Annotated in this window: 15 protein-coding genes; 11 read left to right on the top strand and 4 right to left on the bottom strand. The window is 69.4% G+C overall.

The features are described from left to right. Nucleotides 1-15: 15 nt before the first annotated feature. Nucleotides 16-1836 (bottom strand): glutamine--fructose-6-phosphate transaminase (isomerizing), encoded by a 1821-nt coding sequence (gene glmS / locus BZG35_RS02625; RefSeq protein WP_077354228.1) that lies wholly within the window; start codon nucleotides 1834-1836, stop codon nucleotides 16-18. 156 nt (nucleotides 1837-1992) lie between these two features. On the opposite strand from glmS, the gene glmM reads away from it, so the two are divergent. Beyond that, nucleotides 1993-3342: a phosphoglucosamine mutase gene (glmM, locus tag BZG35_RS02630; RefSeq protein ID WP_077354229.1), complete on the top strand. Its 1350-nt coding sequence runs from the start codon at nucleotides 1993-1995 to the stop codon at nucleotides 3340-3342. A gap of 56 nt (nucleotides 3343-3398) precedes the next feature. Further along, the gene (locus BZG35_RS18375) at nucleotides 3399-4835 is read left to right on the top strand and encodes a response regulator (RefSeq protein ID WP_077354230.1); all 1437 of its coding nucleotides are present in this window, start codon (nucleotides 3399-3401) and stop codon (nucleotides 4833-4835) included. Here the strand turns inward: BZG35_RS18375 and BZG35_RS02640 are convergent. Continuing rightward, complete coding sequence (locus BZG35_RS02640; RefSeq protein ID WP_077354231.1) at nucleotides 4832-6154, bottom strand: FAD/NAD(P)-binding protein; 1323 nt, start codon at nucleotides 6152-6154, stop codon at nucleotides 4832-4834. The two genes, BZG35_RS18375 and BZG35_RS02640, sit on opposite strands and share 4 nt — an antisense overlap. Nucleotides 6155-6387: 233 nt before the next feature. On the opposite strand from BZG35_RS02640, the gene BZG35_RS02645 reads away from it, so the two are divergent. Together BZG35_RS02645 and BZG35_RS02650 are read left to right on the top strand one after the other, a co-directional pair. Beyond that, nucleotides 6388-6813: a DUF2141 domain-containing protein gene (locus BZG35_RS02645; protein ID WP_077354232.1), complete on the top strand. Its 426-nt coding sequence runs from the start codon at nucleotides 6388-6390 to the stop codon at nucleotides 6811-6813. Between the two features lie 24 nt (nucleotides 6814-6837). After that, nucleotides 6838-8304, top strand: coding sequence for a carotenoid oxygenase family protein (locus BZG35_RS02650; RefSeq protein ID WP_077354233.1), 1467 nt, complete (start codon nucleotides 6838-6840; stop codon nucleotides 8302-8304). Here BZG35_RS02650 and BZG35_RS02655 read toward each other — a convergent pair. Beyond that, complete coding sequence (locus BZG35_RS02655; protein ID WP_171981859.1) at nucleotides 8301-9083, bottom strand: LytTR family DNA-binding domain-containing protein; 783 nt, start codon at nucleotides 9081-9083, stop codon at nucleotides 8301-8303. The two genes, BZG35_RS02650 and BZG35_RS02655, sit on opposite strands and share 4 nt — an antisense overlap. A 70-nt stretch (nucleotides 9084-9153) precedes the next feature. Here BZG35_RS02655 and BZG35_RS02660 point away from each other — a divergent pair, with 70 nt between their 5' ends. Then, nucleotides 9154-9567 (top strand): DUF2141 domain-containing protein, encoded by a 414-nt coding sequence (locus tag BZG35_RS02660; RefSeq protein ID WP_216351877.1) that lies wholly within the window; start codon nucleotides 9154-9156, stop codon nucleotides 9565-9567. Between the two features lie 6 nt (nucleotides 9568-9573). On the opposite strand, the gene BZG35_RS02665 is transcribed toward BZG35_RS02660, so the two are convergent. Further along, complete coding sequence (locus BZG35_RS02665; protein WP_077354235.1) at nucleotides 9574-10302, bottom strand: TetR/AcrR family transcriptional regulator; 729 nt, start codon at nucleotides 10300-10302, stop codon at nucleotides 9574-9576. Between the two features lie 181 nt (nucleotides 10303-10483). On the opposite strand from BZG35_RS02665, the gene BZG35_RS02670 reads away from it, so the two are divergent. The 6 genes from BZG35_RS02670 (at nucleotide 10484) to BZG35_RS02695 (ending at nucleotide 16993) form a co-directional block, all read left to right on the top strand. After that, entirely contained in the window at nucleotides 10484-12691 is a 2208-nt protein-coding gene (locus BZG35_RS02670; protein WP_077357758.1) for a TonB-dependent receptor, read from the top strand. A 114-nt stretch (nucleotides 12692-12805) separates the two neighbouring features. Beyond that, entirely contained in the window at nucleotides 12806-14314 is a 1509-nt protein-coding gene (locus BZG35_RS02675; RefSeq protein WP_077354236.1) for an MFS transporter, read from the top strand. A 113-nt stretch (nucleotides 14315-14427) separates the two neighbouring features. Continuing rightward, complete coding sequence (gene sucC / locus BZG35_RS02680) at nucleotides 14428-15618, top strand: ADP-forming succinate--CoA ligase subunit beta (RefSeq protein WP_077354237.1); 1191 nt, start codon at nucleotides 14428-14430, stop codon at nucleotides 15616-15618. An 81-nt stretch (nucleotides 15619-15699) separates the two neighbouring features. Next, nucleotides 15700-16284, top strand: a complete 585-nt coding sequence (locus BZG35_RS02685; protein ID WP_150125907.1) for a hypothetical protein — start codon at nucleotides 15700-15702, stop codon at nucleotides 16282-16284. Between the two features lie 36 nt (nucleotides 16285-16320). Beyond that, nucleotides 16321-16587 (top strand): ribbon-helix-helix protein, CopG family, encoded by a 267-nt coding sequence (locus BZG35_RS02690; protein WP_253189248.1) that lies wholly within the window; start codon nucleotides 16321-16323, stop codon nucleotides 16585-16587. Then, nucleotides 16571-16993 carry a PIN domain-containing protein gene (locus BZG35_RS02695; RefSeq protein ID WP_077354239.1) on the top strand — a complete coding sequence of 141 codons (423 nt, stop codon included), beginning with the start codon at nucleotides 16571-16573 and terminating at the stop codon, nucleotides 16991-16993. Before BZG35_RS02690 ends, BZG35_RS02695 begins: the two co-directional genes overlap by 17 nt. Nucleotides 16994-17007 lie beyond the last annotated feature (14 nt).

Here is a 17007-nt window from a genome sequence, read left to right on the forward strand (position 1 = left end):
GGCCGAACAAGAAATTTACTCGACGGTGACCGACTTGGCGAGGTTCCGGGGCTGGTCGACGTCGGCCCCCTTCACCACGGCCACATGATAGGCCAGCAACTGGATCGGGGCCGACATGACCAGGGCCGAGACCAGCGGGTCGCTGGCCGGGGCGGTCACCACCACCTTGGCGCCGGCCGGGGCGTGTTTGGCACCCTCGGGGTCGGTGATGAAGACCACCTGCCCGCCGCGCGCCATGACCTCGCTCATGTTCGAGGCCGATTTCTCGAACCAGCTGTCATAGGGGGCCAGGATGATGATCGGCGTCGCCTCGTCGACCAGGGCGATGGGGCCGTGCTTCAGCTCGCCGGCGGCATAGCCCTCGGCGTGGATATAGCTGATCTCCTTGAGCTTCAGCGCCCCCTCCATGGCCAGGGCCGACATCGGGCCGCGACCGAGGTAGAGAACGTCGCGCGCCTTGGCGATCTCTCCGGCGATCTCCTTGATCGACCCCTCCAGGCCGATGGCCTCGGCGATCAGGCGGGGGGCCCCCAGCAGGACGCGGACCAGACGCTGCTCCTCGGCCGCGTCGATCCGGCCGCGCGCCCGGGCGGCGGCGATGGCGAGGGCGATCATGACCGAGACCTGGGCGGTGAAGGCCTTGGTCGAGGCCACGCCGATCTCCGGCCCGCAGTGGATCGGCCAGACCACGTCGGCCTCGCGGGCGATGGTGGATTCGGTGGCATTGACGATGGCGGCGGTCTTCATGCCCGCGCCGGCGCAGTGGCGGAAGGCGGCCAGGGTGTCGGCGGTCTCGCCCGACTGGGACATGGCGATGGCCAGGGCATTGGCGCGCAGCGCCGGCTGGCGGTAGCGGAATTCCGAGGCGATCTCGACGTCCACAGGCAGGTCGGCCAGCTGTTCGATCAGATAGCGGCCGATCATCCCGGCGATGTAGGAGGTGCCGCAGGCGACGATCTGGATCCGCTCCAGCCCGGCGAAATCGACCTCGCCCGGAATGGCCGTGCGGCCGTTCAGGGCGTCGACATAGGCGGCGATGGTGTGCTGGCACCCCTCCGGCTGATCATGGATCTCCTTCTCCATGAAGTGGCGGAAATTGCCTTTCTCCATCAGCACGGCCGAGGCGGGCACGATCTTGATCGGCCGAACCACGGGCGCGCCCGACCCGTCGAAGATGCGCGCCCCGCCGTGGGTGACGAGGACGTAGTCCCCGTCTTCCAGATAGGTCACCCGGTTGGTGAAGGGCCCGAGGGCCAGGCCGTCCGAGCCGACGAACATCTCGCCGTCGCCGTGGCCGATGGCCAGGGGCGGTCCGTTGCGGGCGGCCAGGATGACCTCGTCCTCGCCCGAGATCAGCACGCACAGGGCAAAAGCCCCCGACAGACGGTCCAGCGTCGCCTTGAACGCCGCCAGAGGCTCCAGCCCGCTAGCCAGCTCCGAATCCAGCAGGTGGGCGACCACCTCTGTGTCGGTGTCCGACTGAAACACCCGGCCGGCGGCGATCAGCTCGGCCTTCAGCTCGGCGAAATTCTCGATGATGCCGTTGTGGACCACCGCCACCCGTCCGGCGATGTGGGGGTGGGCGTTGCGCTCGGTCGGGGCCCCGTGGGTCGCCCAGCGGGTGTGGCCGATGCCGGTCTGGGCGACCAGGGGATGGGCGGCCAGCACCGCCTCCAGCTCCCGCAGCTTGCCGGGCGCGCGGCGGCGCTCCAGCACGCCGTCGACCTGGGCGGCGATGCCGGCGGAATCATAGCCGCGGTACTCCAGCCGCTTCAGGCTTTCGACCAGCCGGTCCGCGACCGGTTTCGTTCCGACGATGCCGATGATGCCGCACATGGATGGGTGTTCTCGCTCGCAGGCCCGCTTGGTGTCGAGGATGACGGACGGGATCGTCTGCTCTAGGACCAGTTTGCACGGCCGACACCTAAAAACCGGTTTCGCCAGATTTCCGGTGTCAGATGCCGGTCAGACGACACGTCACGGAGGACCGCCTTGGGCGAGCGCAAATATTTCGGCACCGACGGCATTCGCGGTCGCGCCAACACCAGTCCCATGACGGCCGAGATCGCGCTGCGCGTCGGCCTCGCGGCGGGCAGGCTGTTCATGTCGGGTGACGACCGCCGTCATCTGGTGGTGATCGGCAAGGACACGCGGCTGAGCGGCTATATGATCGAACCGGCCCTGGTGGCGGGCTTCGCCTCGGTCGGCATGGACGTGCGCACCTTCGGCCCGATCCCTACACCCGGCGTGGCCATGATGACCCGCTCCATGCGGGCGGACCTGGGGGTGATGATCTCGGCCTCGCACAACGACTATGCCGACAACGGCATCAAGCTGTTCGGCCCGGACGGCTACAAGCTGTCGGACGAGATCGAGCTGCAGATCGAGGCGATGATGGACGCCGGCCTGGACGAGGGCCTGGCCCCGTCGAACCGGCTGGGCCGGGTCAAGCGCATCGACGACGCCCCGCCCCGCTATATCGAGATCGCCAAGGCGGCCTTTCCGCGCCACCTGTCGCTGTCGGGCCTGCGCATCGCCGTGGATTGCGCCAACGGGGCCGGATACCGGGTCGCGCCCACCACCCTGTTCGAACTGGGGGCGGAGGTCTGCGCCGTGGGGGTGTCGCCGAACGGGACCAACATCAACGCCGACTGCGGCTCGACCCATCCGGAGACCCTGGCGGCGGCGGTCAAGCAATACCGCGCCGACATCGGCATCGCCCTGGACGGGGACGCCGACCGGCTGATCATCTGCGACGAGACCGGCAAGGTGGTCGACGGCGACCAGATCATGGCCCTGATCGGCCGCGACTGGGCCCGGCGCGGGCAGCTGAAGGGCGGGGGCGTGGTCGCCACGGTCATGTCCAATCTCGGCCTCGAACGGGCGCTGAAGGCCGACGGCCTGACGCTGGAGCGGACCAAGGTCGGCGACCGCTATGTGATGGAGCGGATGCGCGAGGGCGGGTTCAACCTGGGCGGCGAACAGTCCGGCCACCTGATCCTGCACGACCATGCCACCACGGGCGACGGCCTCATGGCGGCGCTCCAGGTCCTGGCGGTCCTGGTCGAGAGCGGCCAGCCCATGAGCGAGCTGGCGCGCCAGTTCGAGCCGGTCCCGCAACTGCTGCAGAACGTGCGGTTCAACGGCGGCAAACCGCTGGAGAACGCCGCGGTCAAGGCGGCCATCGCCGAGGGCGAGGCCGTCCTGAACGGTCAGGGGCGCCTGCTGGTCCGGCCCTCCGGCACGGAGAAGCTGATCCGGGTCATGGCCGAGGGCGACGACGGGGCCCTGGTCAAACGGGTGGTCGCCGATGTGGCCGCGGCGGTGAAGGCCGCGGGCTAAACGGTCGCACCCGTGCCTTAAATCAATGTTCAGCCTGGGCACGCCATAGGATGCCCATGGAGCGTGTTGCGGCGGACAACGATGCGGCGGTCGTCTATCGGACGTGGGACGTCTTGCGTCGGCCGATCTGGATGTTCGATCCCGTCTCCGGCCGGGGCGTCTACGCCAACCGCCCGGCCCTGGCCCTGTGGGGCTCGGACACGCTCGAGGCCCTGCTGGCGCGCGACTTTTCCAACCTGTCGCCGGCCGTCCAGGCCCGGACCCACCGCTTGGTTCAGACGACGGCGGGAGGCGAGTCGGTTAACGAGCTCTGGACCTTCTACCCCAACGGCCGGCCGATCACGGTCCAGGCGACCATCTCCACCCTGATCCTGGAGGGAGGCTGGCCCGTCCTGCTGTTCGAGGCCTCCGCCGTCGCCATCGAGCCGGCGGAGAGCCGCGCCGTCGAGGCCTTGCGGCACACCACGACCCTGATCTCGCTGTTCGGACAGGACGGGCAGCCGCTGTTCGCCAATCCAGGGGCCTTCGCCGCCTATGCGGACGAGACCCTGGGGTTCGCGGACCGCTTCGTGCGGCACGCGGTGGCGGACGCCCTGTGGCAGCGCGCCCTGGACGACCGCCGGGCCGTCGATGTCTGCGAGGTCCGGACGCTCGAAGGGCGCCGCTGGCACCATATGGTGCTGACGACGACGCTCGACCCGGTCACCGGCGAGACCGGCCTGCTGCTGAACGAGCAGGACGTGACGGCCCGGGTCGAGGCGGAACAGGCGCGGGCCGCGGCCGAGCAGAAGGCGGCCATGGCCGAGACCCGGCGCCGCTTCCTGTCCGACATGTCGCATGAGCTGCGCACGCCCCTGAACACCATCCTCGGCTTCGCCGAGGTCATGGCCCACGAGGGCCTGCCCCAGCGGACGCTGGACCAGGTCAGCCGGATCAGCGGGGCCGGGCATCGGCTGCATGCCCTGGTCAATGAGATGATCGACAGGTCGGAAAGCGACGACCTGTCAGACGGCGCGACGGCGACGACGGTCCCGAGGATCGGGTCGGCGGAGTCCGGCAAGGGGGGCGAAGCGGACGGCGGGGTGGGGCCTCGGGTCCTCTATGTCGACGACAACGAGAACAACCGGACCCTGGTGGTCACCATCCTGGCGACCCAGGGCCTGGTCTGTGAAACCGCCGAGGACGGGCTGCAGGGGCTGGCGGCGGTGGAGCAGGGCGACTTCGACCTGATCCTGATGGACATCGCCATGCCGGTGATGGACGGGGTCGAGGCCTCGCGGCGGATCCGGGGCCTGGACGGCCCCAAGCGCGCGTTGCCGATCGTGGCCGTCACGGCCAACACCCTGCCCGAACAGCTCCAGGCCTATGCCGAGGCGGGCATCAACGACTGTCTGCCCAAGCCCATCAGCATGGTGGGGCTGCTGACGATGGTTTCGGCCTGGGGTTCGGTCGGCGCGGTCGAGCGGGAGGCCCCGGTGCAGGCGCGCGCCTAGGCCGTCGCGTCGCCGCAGAGCGCCGCCACGACGTCCTCGATCCGCTTGCGGATGTCCGGCACGGCGATGGTTTCCCAGAAGGCGGCGCGGGCCGGGGGGCCCAGAACGAACAGCCGGTCGTCGGGAACGCCCCCGGCCCCCCGCACGCGGCCGTCGGGGTCCAGATCGAGGCCGAGCCTCAGCGGATCCAGCCGCGCCCGACCCGAGGCGATCAGCGGCGCGGTCAGGGGGTCGAGGTCCGGGGCATGGCCGGGACCGGTGCAGTCGATCAGCCAGGAAGCGGCCAGGGCCGGGCGGTGTGGTCCCCGGCGCGGGGTCCAGTCGACCGCCACGCCGTCGCCGTCCGCGACAACCGTTCCAGCCCGACCGGCCAGAATCCGCAGACGATCCTCCGCGTCCAGCCGCGCCAGCACGGCGGCGACGGCCGGGGCGATCCGGTGACGATGGACGTCCCACCAGGGGCGCAGATGGCGGACGATCTGCCCCCGCATTCGCAGGTCCGCCTGGGTCCACAGGTCGGCGGTCACCGGACGCAGACCCTCCATCAGCTCGCGCCAGCCGCCGAGGCCCGCCAAGCGTCGGGCCTCGCCGAGGCGCAGCGACAGGGGGCCGGCGCGGAGCGCCTCGGTCGGGGGCGTCGGGGCGTCCGGCCGGGGCGCATGGCTGCGGGGCAGCAGGCCGCGTCGGGACAGGGCCGTGGCCCGGCCGCGCCAGCCCCGGGCGTCGAGGGCGAGCAGGACGTCGACCATGGTCAGGCCCGTGCCGATGATCAGGACGTCGTCGCCGGGCGCGATCCGGTCCAGCGCGCCGGGGGCCCAAGGGTCGGGCATGACCCGGTTCGAGGCGGCCGCGCCGCCGGCGGTCCTCGGCGCCGGATTGCCGGTGGCCAGGACCACGGCGTCCGCGGCGACGAGGGTCTGATCCTTCAGGCGCACGCCTTCGGCCTCGACGGCGCAGACCTCGCCCACGATCCTGCGGATCTTCCCGGGATGCGCGGCCTCGACGTCGGCCAGGCGGGCCTGGACATAGAGGCCGAACAGGCGGCGCGGGGCGAAGCCGTCCGGGTCGGCCAGGGCGGGGTGGCGCTCTTCCAGCCAGCGCAGGAAATCGTCCGGCCGCTCGGCCAGGGCCCCCATCCGGCCGGAGCGCACGTTCAGAAGATGGCCGTCGAACGGGGTCGAATAGGCCACGCCCAGGCCGAAATCCGGCGTGGCGTTGATCAGGGTCGAGGCCACGCCGCTTTCGGCCAGGCGGGCGGCCAGCATGGCCCCGGTGAAGCCCCCGCCGACGATGGCCACGTTGTCGATTCGTCCGGCCACGCCCGCTCCCGCTCTCAGCCGCGGTTCTGGACCGGTGCGCAGATGCGGTCAAACCGGGGTCGGATCATGCCGCAGCGCCGTCCGTTGGCGCTGCGCGAATGGACGGCGTGGTCACTGACGAAAGGGGAACGGTCAGGACCGAAGCGGGCGTGGCGAAGGCGGCCGGTACGCCGCACCGTCCGGCCTTCGAAGGACCGGTGGTCGGCCCTTCACCCCTGTGAGGGATCTTCGCCATGTTCCATCCCGCCGCCCTGATCGCCGCCGCGATCCTGTTCGCTCCGCCTGCCGTCGCTGGCCAAAGCGATCCGACCGCCTCGGTGCGCCTCACCTTCGAGACCGGGGCCCAGACCGGCGCGGTCATGGTGGCCCTGTATGACCAGGCGACCTATGCGGAAGGGGCCCCGATCCGATCGGCGCGGATCGATGTCGCGGCCGGGGAGGCTTCGGTCGCCTTCGACGGCCTGGCCGACGCCGACTATGCCGTGAAGGCCTTCCACGACGTCAACGGCAACGGCCGCATGGACACCAATCCCTTCGGCCTGCCGATCGAGCCCTTCGCCTTCTCCAACAACGCGGTCGGCAACATGGGCCCCGCGGACTGGGATCGTGCCCGGCTCCCCGTCTCGGGCCAGACCGTCCAGACCATCAACATCCGCTGACCCCCAAAGACGGAGCGCATTGAAATGACCCCCTCCCGCCGAACCTTCCTGCTGAGCGCCGCCGCCCTCTCGGCCGCCGTGGCCACGCCCGAGCGCGTCCGGGCCGCGATCGCCCGGGAGGCCGCCGCACCCTGGGCCCTGGCCACCGCCGATCTCGACGGTGACGTGTCGCCGCGCGCGATGCGTCTGGTCCACGGCCGGTCGCCGATGGGCCTGGAAGGCACGCTGTTCCGCAACGGCCCCGGCCGGTTTCGACGTCCGGGCGGCTCGGCCACCCACTGGTTCGACGGCGACGGTCTGATGCGGTCGTTCACCATGGCCGACGGTGGCGTGACCCTGGCGGCCCGGTTCGCCGACACGCCCAAGCGCCGCACCGAGACGGAGCTCGACGCGGTGGTCACCCCCGGTTTCGGCACCGCAGGCGACGCCCGCGCCCGGGTCGGGTCCAACGACGACGCCAATGCCGCCAACACCGCCGTCATGGTGACCGGCGATGCGGTCTGGGCCCTGTGGGAAGGCGGCTCGCCTTTGGCCATGGATCCCGCCACCCTGGCCACCGAGGATTTCGTCACCCTGCGTCCGGACCTGAAGGGCATGCCGTTCCAGGCCCACCCCCGGTTCGCGCCGGACGGCACGGTCTGGAACGTCGGCACCAACGGCGACCAGGCGATCGTCTGGCATCTGAACCGCGACGGCAGCCTGATCGACGCCCAGGTCCTGACCCTGCCGCGTGCCAGCTATCTGCACGACTTCACCGCCACCGAGCGATCGCTGGTCTTCGTGCTGCAGCCGTGGGTGTTCGATCACCGGGGCATGCCCTTCCTGACCCAGTTCGCGTGGAAGCCGGAGCTGGGTACCCAGGTCCTGGTCGTCGACAAGGCGGACCTGACCCGGACGCGGCTGTTCGAGCTCGAGACCTTCGCCTTCTTCCACCTCGGCGACGGGTGGGAGGAGGCGGACGGCACGATCCGGTTCGACGTGGCCGCCAATGTCGACAACACCTTCGCGGTCGAGGGCGCGCGGGTGCTGGTGGCGGGGCGCGGCTCCGTGCCGGGGGCGCCCAGCGTGCTGAAGCTGGTGACCCTGCATGCCGACGGCCGGGCGGAGATGGCGTCGTCCGGGGTGACGGCGGAGTTCCCCAAGGGCGACCCGCGCCGGGCCGGTCTGGCCCGCGACCTGACCGTGCATGTGGCGGGCGAACGCGGCGGTCGACCCCTGCCGAACGGTCTGGCGATCCAGGACTGGCGCACGGGCCGCAGGCACGGCTTCGCTTTCGACGACACGCAGATCCTGGAGGAGGCGGTGTTCGTGCCCAAACCGGGCACCACGGCCGAGCGCGACGCCTGGCTGGTCGCGCCGTCGATCAACCTGGCCGAGGGCGTCACCGAACTGCATGTGTTCGATGTGGCCCATGTCGAAGATGGACCGATGGCCACTTGGCGCGCCGACGTCGCCCTGCCGGCCGGCTTCCATGGGGCGTGGAAAGGCTAGTACCAGCCCGCCGCGCGCAGGGCTCGGGCATAGCGGCGGCTGACCGGGGCGGTCAGACCGCCGTCCAAGGTCAGGGTGGCGCGGCCGTCGCCCCGGGCGACCTCGCGCACGGCGTCCCGCGCGACCCACCAGCTGCGATGGGTCTGGGAGCCTTCCAGCCCCTCAAGCTCGTCGAGGGCGTCGGACAGCCGCATCAGGATCAGGTCGGAGCCCCGGTCGGTGTGGATGCGCAGATAGTGGTCCTCGGCCTGGACGGCGCGGATGGCGGCCCCGCGCAGCCTCGGGGGCAGGCGATCGGGAAAGCGTGGGGCGGGGGTCCCGGTCGGCGCCGCGTGGGTCTGGACCGGCTGGGCCCGTCCCAGGAAGACGTTCAGGGCGCTCATCACGGCGGTGATCAACAGAACCGGCCCAACCATCAGCGGCAGGACGGGCAGGGACGGGCCCCGGCCGGCGAAGATCAGGCTCGTGGCGCACCACACCAGCAGTGCGACCGGGCCGGTGATCGTGGCGGTCAGGGCCGCGACCGCCAACCAGGGCCGCGTGTCCAGGTCGATCCATCGGTCGACGAGGCGCGAGCAGACATGGCCCCACAGCGCGCCCGACAGCATGATCGGGATCCAATAGGCCAGCCTCAGCCACAGCGGCGCCTCGACCGTGCCGAAAGCCCCGGTCAGGGCCAGGACCACGCTCGCCGCGGCCGCCAGCGCCTGTCCTCGCGCAAGGCCGACCCCCAGCGGGCGGACCCGGGGACGCGCCGGCGTTGCAAGCGTTGCAGTCATGACTGGACGGGGGGCTCCGACGGGTGGCATCAAGGGGCGGGGCGAGCGCAGACTACCAAAAGGGGTTTCGATGAAATTGGCAATCGCGGCCATGGTTCTGGGCTCGGCTTCGCCTGCCGTGGCGTCGGACCTGACTTTGGACATCGCCACACCCGGTCGAGGTGGGGCGATCGCGGTCGCGGTCTACTCTGACGCCGCCGCTTTCCGTCGGGGCGAGGGTGCTTTGATGATGCGGACGGTGCCGTGCAACGGCACCGGCACGACCGCCGTGGTCCTGAAGGGCCTGCCCCCCGGACGCTACGCCGTCGCGGCCTTTCACGACACCGATGGGGACGGCGACCTCAGTCTCTGGCCGATCGGTGTGCCGAAGGAGGCCTATGGCTTTTCCAACAACGCCCGAGGCCGCTTCGGGCCTCCGCCGTTCGAGGCTGCGGCGATCGATCTTCCCGCAGGCGGAATCCGACGCGCGATCGCGTTAAGATAGGCGGCATCAGGGAGGCGACGCTGTCTGCGGATTGCAGACCGCGCGAAAGCCCGCCGCCGCGAACCGCACCATATAGTCACAGGCGGTTTCCAGGTCGCCGGACCGGCAGAGCCCCCCGGACAACCGGTCCAGACGTCCGGTCTCGCCCAGGGTCAGGGTCAGGGCACCCGACAGGTTGTGATAGGCCCAGTAGAGATCCACCTCCCGCGTCTCGGGCAGGACCTCTCGGATCAATTCGATCAGACGGCGGATCGCCGGGTCGAAATAGCGGGCCATGGTCTCGCCGCCGAAGGTCGGGTTGGCGTTGGTCTGGGCCACCAGGGCGGCGTAGTGTTTCCAGCCCGGGCCCCCCTTCAGCGACCACTGGAACGGCGGGTCCAGAAAGGCCCGCAGCAGGCCCTCCAGCGTCATCGCGCCCGGATGAGCCAGGGCATAGCGGTTGATGGCGTCCACCCGCTCGTTGTTCCAGACCTCGGCCCGACGCAGGAAGACAGCGTCGAAGAGCTCCCGCTTGGCCCCGAAATAATAGTGGACCAGGGCCGTATCGACCCCCGCCTCGCGCGCCACCTCGCGGATCGTCACCCCATAGAAGCCGTGTTTCGAGAACAGATCCTCAGCGGCGTCGAGGATGGAGGCGCGGGTGTCGCCGCCGGCAGCCTCGGCCTGCTGCTTGGGGGGCCGGCCCCGGCGGGCCGGGGTCGCAGGCTTCGAAGGCGAGGCATCGCGCTGGGTCATCCGCTCACGCTAGGCCCGGCCGCCCGCTCGGTGCAACGGCGCCACAGCCGCCGCGGACTTTCCGCCGGGGAAGCGCAGCCGTTTGACACGGCCGGGAAACGGCGTCAGTTTCGCTGAAAATCACCGAACGCTGAATAAAGGCGTCGGGGCTGGAAACGACACAACAGGAATGGAATTTCACATGAACAGATTCATGAAGAGCGCCCTGCTGGCCGGCGCGGCGTGGAGCGCGGCCTCGTCGATGGCGATGGCCCAGGACGTCGCCCCGCAGGACGAGCAGACCGCGCTGGACGACGTCGTCGTCACCGCCCGCCGCCGCGACGAACAGTTGAAGGACGTGCCGGTCGCCGTCTCGGCCCTGTCGTCCGAACAGCTTGAGCGCACCGGTGCCACCGACATCACCGCCCTGCAGCAGCAGACGCCCAATGCCACGGTGCAGATCGCGCGGGGGTCCAACTCGACCCTGATCAGCTTCATCCGCGGGGTGGGGCAGCAGGACCCGCTGTGGGGCTTCGAGCCCGGCGTCGGCCTCTATATCGACGACGTCTATGTGGCGCGGCCGCAGGGTGCGGTGCTGGACATCTTCGACATCGACCGCATCGAGGTCCTGCGCGGGCCGCAGGGCACCCTGTACGGCCGCAACACCATCGGCGGCGCGATCAAATACGTGACAAAGCGGCTGGGCGACGAGCCGACCATCCTGATGCGCGGCACGATCGGCAGCTACAACCAGGCCGAGGGTCTGGTCTCTGCCTCGACGCCGCTGGGGGAGACGCTGGCGGGGGGCTTCGCCTTCGCCAAATACGATCGCGACGGCTACGGCACCAACCTGTTCACAGGGGCGGACCATTACGACAAGGACGTCACCGCCTTCCGCGCCAGCGCTGAATGGACGCCCAGTGACCAGCTGTTCGTGCGCCTGGCCTATGATCGGGTCGTCGACGATTCCAACCCGCGCCACGGCCACCGCGAGGTCAACTCGACCACCGGCGGCTTCACCCCGCCCGCCGACATCTACGACACCAACGCCGGCGTCCGCGGCGACCAGTCGGTCGAGACCGAAGGCACCTCGCTGACGGCCGAATACGTCGTCAACGACATGCTGACGCTGAAGTCGATCTCGGCCTGGCGCAGCGGCGACACCGCCACCGTCATTGATTTCGACCAGACGCCCCAGCCCTTCCTCGACGTGCCCGCCCTCTATGCCGACGAGCAGTTCACCCAGGAACTGCAGGCGCTGTTCCAGGGCGACAACTGGTCCGGCGTCGCGGGCCTGTACTACATGGACAGCGAGTCCTCGGGCGTGTTCGACACCATCGCCGGCAACCTGGGCGTCTCGATCGCGGCCGCCGGCTATGTGAACACCAAGTCGGTCTCCGCCTTCGCGGATTTCAGCTATGACTTTTCGGATCGGCTGCACGCCTCGATCGGCGGGCGCTATACGCGGGACGACAAGGACGCGGGCGTCCAGCGCTTCTTCTACCTGGGGGCCACCCGTTCGCCCCTGACCGGCGGGGCGGCGCGGCCGATCCTGCAGACCCGCACCAACTACGTCGCCGAGGAGACGTTCGAGAAATTCACGCCCCGCGCCAGCCTGTCCTACGACTTCTCCGAAGACCTCACCGGCTATGCCTCGGTGGGCCAGGGCTTCAAGTCCGGTGGGTGGGACATGCGCGGCGACGCCTCGCTGGTGCCGCAGACCGTCGATGGCTACGACCCCGAGACGGTCACCACCTATGAGATCGGCCTGAAGGGCAGCGCCTTCGCGCGCACCCTGTCGTTCGCCTCGGCCGCCTTCTACTCGGACTACAAGGATCAGCAGATCACCACCCAGCAGGTCGCGACCGCGCCGGCGACCGGCATCGCCTCGGTGGTCGACAACGCCGGAGCCTCGACCATCTACGGCTTCGAGTTCGAGGGACGGGCGATCCTGACCGACAGCCTCAGCTCCAATGTCTCGATCGGCTATCTGAAGAACGAGTTCGACGAGTTCATCACCCTGGTCACGGGGACCCCGGTCGACCTCTCCGGCTCGCGCGAGCCGCAGAACTCGCCCGAATGGTCGGCCTTCTGGGGCGTGACCTGGTCGGGCCCGGTGGCCGGCGGCGATCTCAGCATCACCCCGTCGCTGTCCTACCGGTCGGACTACCACCTGTTCGACGCCCCGGACCCGATCCTGGACCAGGACGCCTATACGCTGGTCGACGTGGCGGCGATCTGGACCGCCCCCAGCGGCCACTATCAGGTCGGTCTGTACGGCAAGAACCTGACCGACGAGCAGTACAAGGTCGGCGGCTACAACTTCGCCGGGGCCAGTTTCAACAACTCGATCTCGGCCTTCTACGGCCCGCCGCGCACCTATTCGGCGCAGCTGACCGTCCGCTACTAGGCGACACGATCGGGAGAGGGGCGGGGGCCGACCGGGCCGCCGCCCTTTTCCTTTTGTCCCCGGACACCGCAAGGCTACGCTCCGGGCAAGGAACGAGAGTCCAGAGGAAACCCCATGACCGACACCGCCGCCGCCGTCCCGGCCCGGCCCGGCTATCGCTACTACGTCCTGGCGGTGCTGATCCTCGTCTATATGCTGAACTTCCTGGACCGGCAGATCATCGGCATTCTGGCGGCGCCGCTGAAGGCGGAGTTCGGTCTGTCCGACAGCCAGTTCGGCCTGCTGGGCGGCATCGCCTTCGCCTCGGTCTATTCCACCCTGGCCATTCCCCTCGCCGCCCTGGCCGACCGGACCAGCCGGGTCTGGATCATGACCGGGGCCCTGGCCGTCTGGTCCGGGTTCACGGCCCTGTGCGGGGTCGCCGGGTCCTTCACCCAGCTGTTCCTGTTCCGCATGGGCGTGGGCGTCGGCGAAGCCGGCGGCGTGGCCCCGGCCTATTCGCTGATCGCCGATTATTTCCCGCCGAACCAGCGGGCCCGGGCCCTGGCCGGCTTCGCCTTCGGCATCCCGCTGGGGACGGCGGCGGGGACCCTGGTGGGCGGGCTGCTGGCGGCGACCTACGGCTGGCGCAGCGCCTTCATCGTCGTCGGCCTGCTGGGCCTGCTGGTCGCGCCCCTGCTGCGCCTGACCATCAAGGATCCGGTGCGGGGCGGAACCGATGCGGCCAGGCCCGCCCTGACGGCCGAACACGCCGCCGCGCCCGTGGTCGTCGCCTCCGACCGAGTCGGGCGGATGGCGTCCCTGGTCCTGCTGGGGCTCGGCGCCGGGTGCCTGGCCCTGGCGGCGCTGAACCAGTTCGCCGGGGTCGCGATCGGCAGCGCCCTGGTCCTGGCCTTCGGCGGGCTGCTGGCCCTGGTCATCGGCGTGTCCTTCTGGATCGCGCGCGCCACGGCATCGGTGGTCCTGCCCAAGCCGAGCTTCTGGCTGCTGGCCCTGGGGGCCGCGTCGTCGTCGGTGTGCGGCTATGGCGTCGCCGGCTGGCTGCCGCTGTTCTTCATGCGCAGCTTCGGGCTGAGCCTGGCCCAGACCAGCGTCTACTATGCCGGCATCGCCCTGATCGGGGGGATGCTGGGGATCTGGCTGGGCGGAGCCATCGCCGACAAGCTGGCCAGGCGCGGCAAGGGGGCCTATCCGCTGACCCCGGCGATCGCCTTCCTGATCTCGGCGCCGTGTTTCATCCTGGCCATGAACGCACCCTGGCTGATCGGCCTGGTCCTGCCGGGTGGCGGGTCCAACGCCCAGCAGCTGATCCTGGCCTTTCTGATCTTCCTGATCCCGACGGGGCTGAACCTGGCCTGGCTGGGGCCGATCACGGCGGCGGTCCAGCACATCGCCCCGGCCCCGATGCGCTCGACGGCCTCGGCCATCTTCCTGCTGTTCAACAACCTGTTGGGGATCGCGGTCGGCTTCTATTATTTCGGCTGGATGAGCGACCTGCTGGCCCCCCGGTTCGGCGAGGAGAGCCTGCGCTGGGCCATCTACACCGGCATGGGCTTCTACCTGATGGCGGCCGTCCTGCTGATCGGGGCGTCGCGGACGCTGAAGCGCGACTGGGTGGACTGAGACCGTTGGGGCGAGACCCCGCCCGGGCCGCGCGACAGAACCACGGTTGCACCCGCGAAGGCCCCTCGCCTATAAGCGCGGCCATCCTTCCCAGCGATCGCGGCGGTCTTTCCATGAACATTCACGAATACCAGGCCAAACAGGTCCTGAAGGGCTTTGGCGCTCCGGTCGCCGCCGGCGTCGCCGTCACCTCGGTCGATCAGGTCGAGGCCGCCGCCCGCTCCCTGCCCGGTCCGCTGTATGTCGTGAAGTCGCAGATCCACGCCGGCGGGCGCGGCAAGGGCAAGTTCAAGGAACTGGGCCCGGACGCCAAGGGCGGCGTGCGCCTGGCCTTCTCGGTCGAGGAAGCCGTGGCCCACGCCAAGGAAATGCTGGGCAACACCTTGGTCACCGCCCAGACGGGCGAGGCCGGCAAGCAGGTCAACCGCCTGTACATCGAGGACGGCGCCGACATCGAGCGCGAGCTGTACTGCTCGCTGCTGGTCGACCGCGCCCACGGCCGCATCGCCTATGTCGTCTCGACCGAGGGCGGCATGGACATCGAGGCCGTCGCCCACGACACCCCCGACAAGATCCAGACCATCGTCATCGACCCGGAAACGGGCGTGACCGAGGCCGACGTCGCCGCCATCAACGCCGCCTATGGCCTGACCGGCGACGCGGCCGAGGACGGCAAGAGCCTGTTCCCGATCCTGTACAAGGCCTTCGTCGAGACCGACATGGACATGCTGGAGGTGAACCCCCTCATCGTCATGAAGGACGGCCACCTGCGCGTGCTGGACGCCAAGGTCAGCTTCGACGGCAACGCCCTGTTCCGCCACGACGACATGAAGGCCCTGCGCGACGAGACCGAGGAAGACGCCAAGGAGATCGAGGCCTCCAAGTGGGACCTCGCCTACGTCTCGCTGGACGGCAACATCGGCTGCATGGTCAACGGCGCGGGCCTGGCCATGGCGACGATGGACATCATCAAACTGTACGGCAAGGAGCCCGCCAACTTCTGCGACGTCGGCGGCGGTGCCGGCAAGGACAAGGTCGCGGCGGCCTTCAAGATCATCACCGCCGATCCCAACGTCCAGGGCATCCTGGTCAACATCTTCGGCGGCATCATGAAGTGCGACGTGATCGCCGAAGGTGTGGTTGCGGCCGTGAAGGAAGTGGGCCTGAAGGTGCCGCTGGTCGTGCGTCTGGAAGGCACCAATGCCGAGCTGGGCAAGAAGATCCTCAACGAGTCGGGCCTGACCATCCAGGCCGCCGACGACCTCGACGACGCCGCCCAGAAGATCGTCGCGGCGGTCGGTTAGCGCCCGTCGTCACAACCTTGGTGACCTAACGCCCCCGTGCTAGACTAGGTCTGGAAGGCCGTCGTCATCGGGGGGGGGTGGATGCTTCGTCGTATCGCTGCTGCGGCGCTTGCGATGTCCCTGGCGGGGCCGCCTGTCTTTGCGCAGGCGCCGGCCCATCCGGCGGTCGTCTTCGCGAACGCGGCCTGTTTGAACAGCGCCGGCGACGCGGACCGGCTGGCTCGGATCGCCGCCGACAGCGGCTGGGTGCCGCTCGCTCCGGCCGAGGTTCAGGCCCTGCGCAGCGGTGCCGTGGAGCCCCGGTCGGCGGTGGGCTATCGGTCCAACATGGGGCTGGTCTATATGGCCGCCCACAGCCATTTCACCCTATGTTCGGTGCATGTCCGGGCTGACGCCGCGACGACGCGTGCCGGTCTCGAGCTCTGGTCCATCGACGGCGAGGCGCTAGGGCCTGCGGATCTGGTCCAACCCAGCATCACCAACCGTCTGGTGACGGCCTGGCGCAACCATTTCTGGGGGGTCGCCAGGGGCGGGGTTGACGCGGTCAATCTGAACTCCGATCCCAATGGCTCGGATCTGATCATTGAGTTGTCGTTTCCCGCTGCGGGGACGCCGTCGCATCCCGCCCGGCCGTCGATGCCCCGTCCGGGACTGAACACCGCCTGACCCCCACGGATTGTGTGCTCCACATAACCCGTGTAAATGCCGGGCGTGACCCGCAACCTGACCCTCGCCATCGACGACGACCTGCTCGACAAGGTCCGCGTTCTGGCGGCCATGAAGCGGACCAGCGTCAATGAGATGGTGCGCGGCTTCCTGACCCGGCTGGTGGAGCAGGAGAGCGAGCACGACGAAGCCACCGAGGCGCTGCTGAAACTGGCCCGCGAGAGCAAGGGCCGCATGGGCGAGTGGCGCTTCAGCCGCGAAGAGACCTACAGCGGGGAACCTCGGTTTGATCGCGAGTACTGAGGTCTTCCTCGACACGAATGTTCTGCTTTACGCAGCCATGGGCTCGGTCGATGACCCGGCCAAGAACGAGCGCGCCATCGAGCTTCTGACCACCCGGTTCGGGACGTCCGGCCAGGTGCTGGCCGAGTTCTACGTCAATGCCCAACGAAAGGGCTCCGTCCCCCTGACCGCCGACGAGGCGAAGGAGTGGGTGGTGCGCCTATCCAAGAAGGCCTTCCAACCGGTCGATTTCAATGTGATCCGCGCGGGCATCGACCACGCCCGCCACTATCAGCTGTCTTATTGGGACGGGGCCATCATCGCTGCCGCCGAACGGCTCGGCGCGAAAATCCTCTATTCCGAAGATCTCAATCACGGTCAGACCTACGGGTCGGTCCGCGTCGAAAACCCCTTCCGCCCCGCCTGAACAGAGAAGCGAGA

Source organism: Brevundimonas sp. LM2, from assembly GCF_002002865.1.
GTDB lineage: Bacteria > Pseudomonadota > Alphaproteobacteria > Caulobacterales > Caulobacteraceae > Brevundimonas.